Raw genomic sequence first — 3,035 nt, forward strand, 5'->3', positions numbered from 1 at the left:
CCCGGGCCCTTGATCCGCCCCGCTCCCCCCGGCGGGGCGCTCCGGCCGTCGTGCTCAGCCCTTCCCCGTGTTGAGCGCGGCGGCCATTTCCGTCAGCTGCCCGAACGACGCCGTGCCGGTGACCACCGTGGTCACGCCCGGCTCCGCGCTCACCAGCGCGTCGTATTTGTCGCCCTCGTAGCGGACCCACTCCTTGCCGTCGATCCGCTGCTTCTTGTCCGTCTTCTTCGCCTGCTGGGTGACATCGGCGATGTACGGCCCCGCCTTGGCGTCGCTCTGCTCGACCGCGACGTAGTCCTCCTTGGGGGTGAGGAAGCCGAGGTGCCACGCCGTGCCCTCCGCCTGCGACGACTGCACGGGCCCGTACGTCACCGAGGTCGCGCGCCAGCCCTTGGGCAGGCTGCCGGGCTTCGGCGCTGCCACCGGATACGGCGCCGCGCGCCGGGCGGTGATCAGCTCTACCCTGTAGTCGACCGTCTTCAGCGGATTCTTGCTGTCGTCGTGCGGAATGGCGAAGACGTAGATGCCCGCTGCGACGGCGCCAATCGCCGCCACCGACAGCACCATGTCCCGCACCGTCTCTTTGCCTCGCATACCTGCCACGCCCCCTATCGTCCCTCATGACAGTCGCGCTCATGCGTGGGGCCCTCTGCTCACATTCCTAATCAGCGGATACTGTGCTTTTCGGGGGGCTGTCCCCAGCTCCCGCACAATGCACAAATCACCCTCACATCCGGCCGTCGCCGTACAGAAAGGTGCGATCCGATGACCGAGCATCATCTGCCGTCCCAGTTGGAAGTCAGCCCCGAGGCCCCCGACCGCAACCTCGCCCTGGAACTCGTCCGGGTCACCGAGGCCGGTGCCATGGCCTCCGGGCGCTGGGTGGGACGCGGCGACAAGAACGGCGCCGACGGCGCCGCCGTGAAGGCCATGCGCTCCCTCGTCCACACCGTGTCCATGAACGGTGTCGTGGTGATCGGCGAAGGCGAGAAGGACGAAGCGCCCATGCTCTTCAACGGAGAGCGGGTAGGCGACGGGACCGGCCCGGAGTGCGACGTGGCCGTGGACCCGGTGGACGGCACCACGCTCACCGCCAAGGGCATGGCGAACGCGGTATCCGTCCTGGCCGTCGCCGACCGTGGCACCATGTTCGACCCGTCCGCGGTCTTCTATATGAACAAGCTGGCCACCGGCCCCGAGGCGGCCGAGTTCGTCGACATCACCGCACCGCCCGGCGTCAATATCCGCCGGATCGCGAAGGCGAAGAAGTCCAGCCCCGAGGACGTCACCGTGGTCGTGCTCGACCGGCCCCGGCACGAGAACATCGTCAAGGAGATCCGGGAGGCGGGCGCCCGGATCAAGTTCATCTCCGACGGCGACGTGGCCGGCGCGATCATGGCCGTGCGCGAGGGCGCCGGTGCGGACCTGCTGCTGGGCATCGGCGGTACGCCGGAGGGCATCATCGCGGCCTGCGCGATCAAGTGTCTGGGCGGCACCATCCAGGCCCAGCTGTGGCCCAAGGACGACGAGGAGCGGCAGCGCGCGATCGACGCGGGCCATGACCTCGACCAGGTGCTGGAAACGGACGACCTGGTCAGCGGCGACAACGTGTTCTTCGTGGCCACCGGCATCACCGACGGCGATCTGCTGCGCGGGGTGCGGTACCGCGCGGAGACCGCGACCACCCAGTCGCTGGTGATGCGCTCCAAGTCGGGGACCATCCGGCAGATCGACTCGGTCCACCGGCTGTCCAAGCTGCGCGCCTACGCCGCGGTCGACTTCGACCGCGCGCGCTAGCCGCCAGTACATGGTTACGGGCGGGCCCCTCCTCCCCGGCGGGGCCCGGCCGCCTTTTTTGCTCGGTTCTCCCCCCAGCCACCGCTGGGAGGTTCCCCGCCGGAGGTCAGCCGGGAGTCAGCCGGCAGCCGCCACTCGCACGGCGCGCTGCAGCTCCGCCTCGCGGCGGCGCCGGCGGGCCAGCACGACGCGGCGCTCGGCCGCGGTCAGCCCGCCCCACACCCCGTACGGCTCCGGCTGCAGCAGGGCGTGCTCGCGGCACTCGACCATGACCGGGCAGCGCGCGCAGACGCGTTTGGCGGCCTCCTCGCGCGACAGCCGCGCAGCCGTGGGCTCCTTCGAGGGAGCGAAGAACAGCCCGGCCTCGTCCCGGCGACACACCGCCTCCGAGTGCCAGGGGCCTGCCTGATCCCGAGCGGGGATGCGCTGCGGGGGCACGGCGGCGTCCAGCAGGGGCTGATGCGGTTGCAGCACGGTCTACTCCTGACGACGGCTCCGGTGGTCACCCTTGCCCGCCTGGCCCGTACGGCCCGTTAGCACCCCCATCAGCCGTACGAGAGACGATGCACCAAGCCTTACCCGCTGTGCGCGTGCTTATGCACACCGTTGCCCCGCCCGGGAATTCAATATGAACGTAGGTTCTTCAGGCGTTTTCCGCGCTTGCGCTTGACCTCGGCACCGCCGAACAAGGTGAATCCGCGCACCACGATGGCCGGGGCGTCCGGATCCGGCGACTCGAACGTCTTGATGTCGAATCCGCCGAAAATGCCCCCGCCGTCGCCGCTGACCGTGACGTTTTCCGGGACCTTGATCTCGACTCCGCCGAAGACGGCGCAGACGTTGATGACGATCTCCCGATGCTCGAACAGCGCCTCGGTCAGGTCGATTTCGACGCCGCCGAACAACGCGAAGGCATTGGTGGTGCGCCTGACCCGCCAGCGGCCCTTGCGCGTCGCGCCGCCGAAGACCGCCATCAGGTTGTCGGAGGCGGGGAGTGCGCGGGGCCCGCGCGGCCCCAGGTCGCCCCGCCCCGGCGCCGGAGCGGGGGCTCGGCCGGCCTCCGCGGCCCCGGGCAGATCGCGGACCAGGGGATCCAGCTCGCCCACGGTCTTGGCCCGGTAGACCGCGTCGATCCGCTCGGCGTGCTCCTCGGGGTCGAGCCTGCCCTCGGCCAGCGCCTCGCGCAGGATGTCCGCGATCCGGTCGCGATCCGCGTCCGAGGCGCTGGCCGAGGGCAG

General features: G+C 70.3%; 4 protein-coding genes. 1 reads left to right on the forward strand and 3 read right to left on the reverse strand.

Annotated elements, in window-relative coordinates; translation table 11 throughout:
* Positions 1 to 54 precede the first annotated feature (54 nt).
* Positions 55 to 594 (reverse strand): DUF4245 domain-containing protein, encoded by a 540-nt coding sequence (locus CCN51_RS50965; protein WP_078610470.1) that lies wholly within the window; start codon positions 592 to 594, stop codon positions 55 to 57.
* 171 nt (positions 595 to 765) lie between these two features.
* Here CCN51_RS50965 and glpX point away from each other — a divergent pair, with 171 nt between their 5' ends.
* Positions 766 to 1,797: a class II fructose-bisphosphatase gene (gene glpX, locus CCN51_RS50970; RefSeq protein WP_014176755.1), complete on the forward strand. Its 1,032-nt coding sequence runs from the start codon at positions 766 to 768 to the stop codon at positions 1,795 to 1,797.
* Between the two features lie 117 nt (positions 1,798 to 1,914).
* Here glpX and CCN51_RS50975 read toward each other — a convergent pair whose 3' ends face one another.
* Positions 1,915 to 2,271: a WhiB family transcriptional regulator gene (locus tag CCN51_RS50975; RefSeq protein ID WP_014176756.1), complete on the reverse strand. Its 357-nt coding sequence runs from the start codon at positions 2,269 to 2,271 to the stop codon at positions 1,915 to 1,917.
* 149 nt (positions 2,272 to 2,420) lie between these two features.
* Positions 2,421 to 3,035, reverse strand: coding sequence for a DUF1707 SHOCT-like domain-containing protein (locus tag CCN51_RS50980; protein ID WP_086861211.1), 615 nt, complete (start codon positions 3,033 to 3,035; stop codon positions 2,421 to 2,423).

The organism is Streptomyces milbemycinicus (genome assembly GCF_002154605.1).
Taxonomy (GTDB): domain Bacteria; phylum Actinomycetota; class Actinomycetes; order Streptomycetales; family Streptomycetaceae; genus Streptomyces; species Streptomyces milbemycinicus.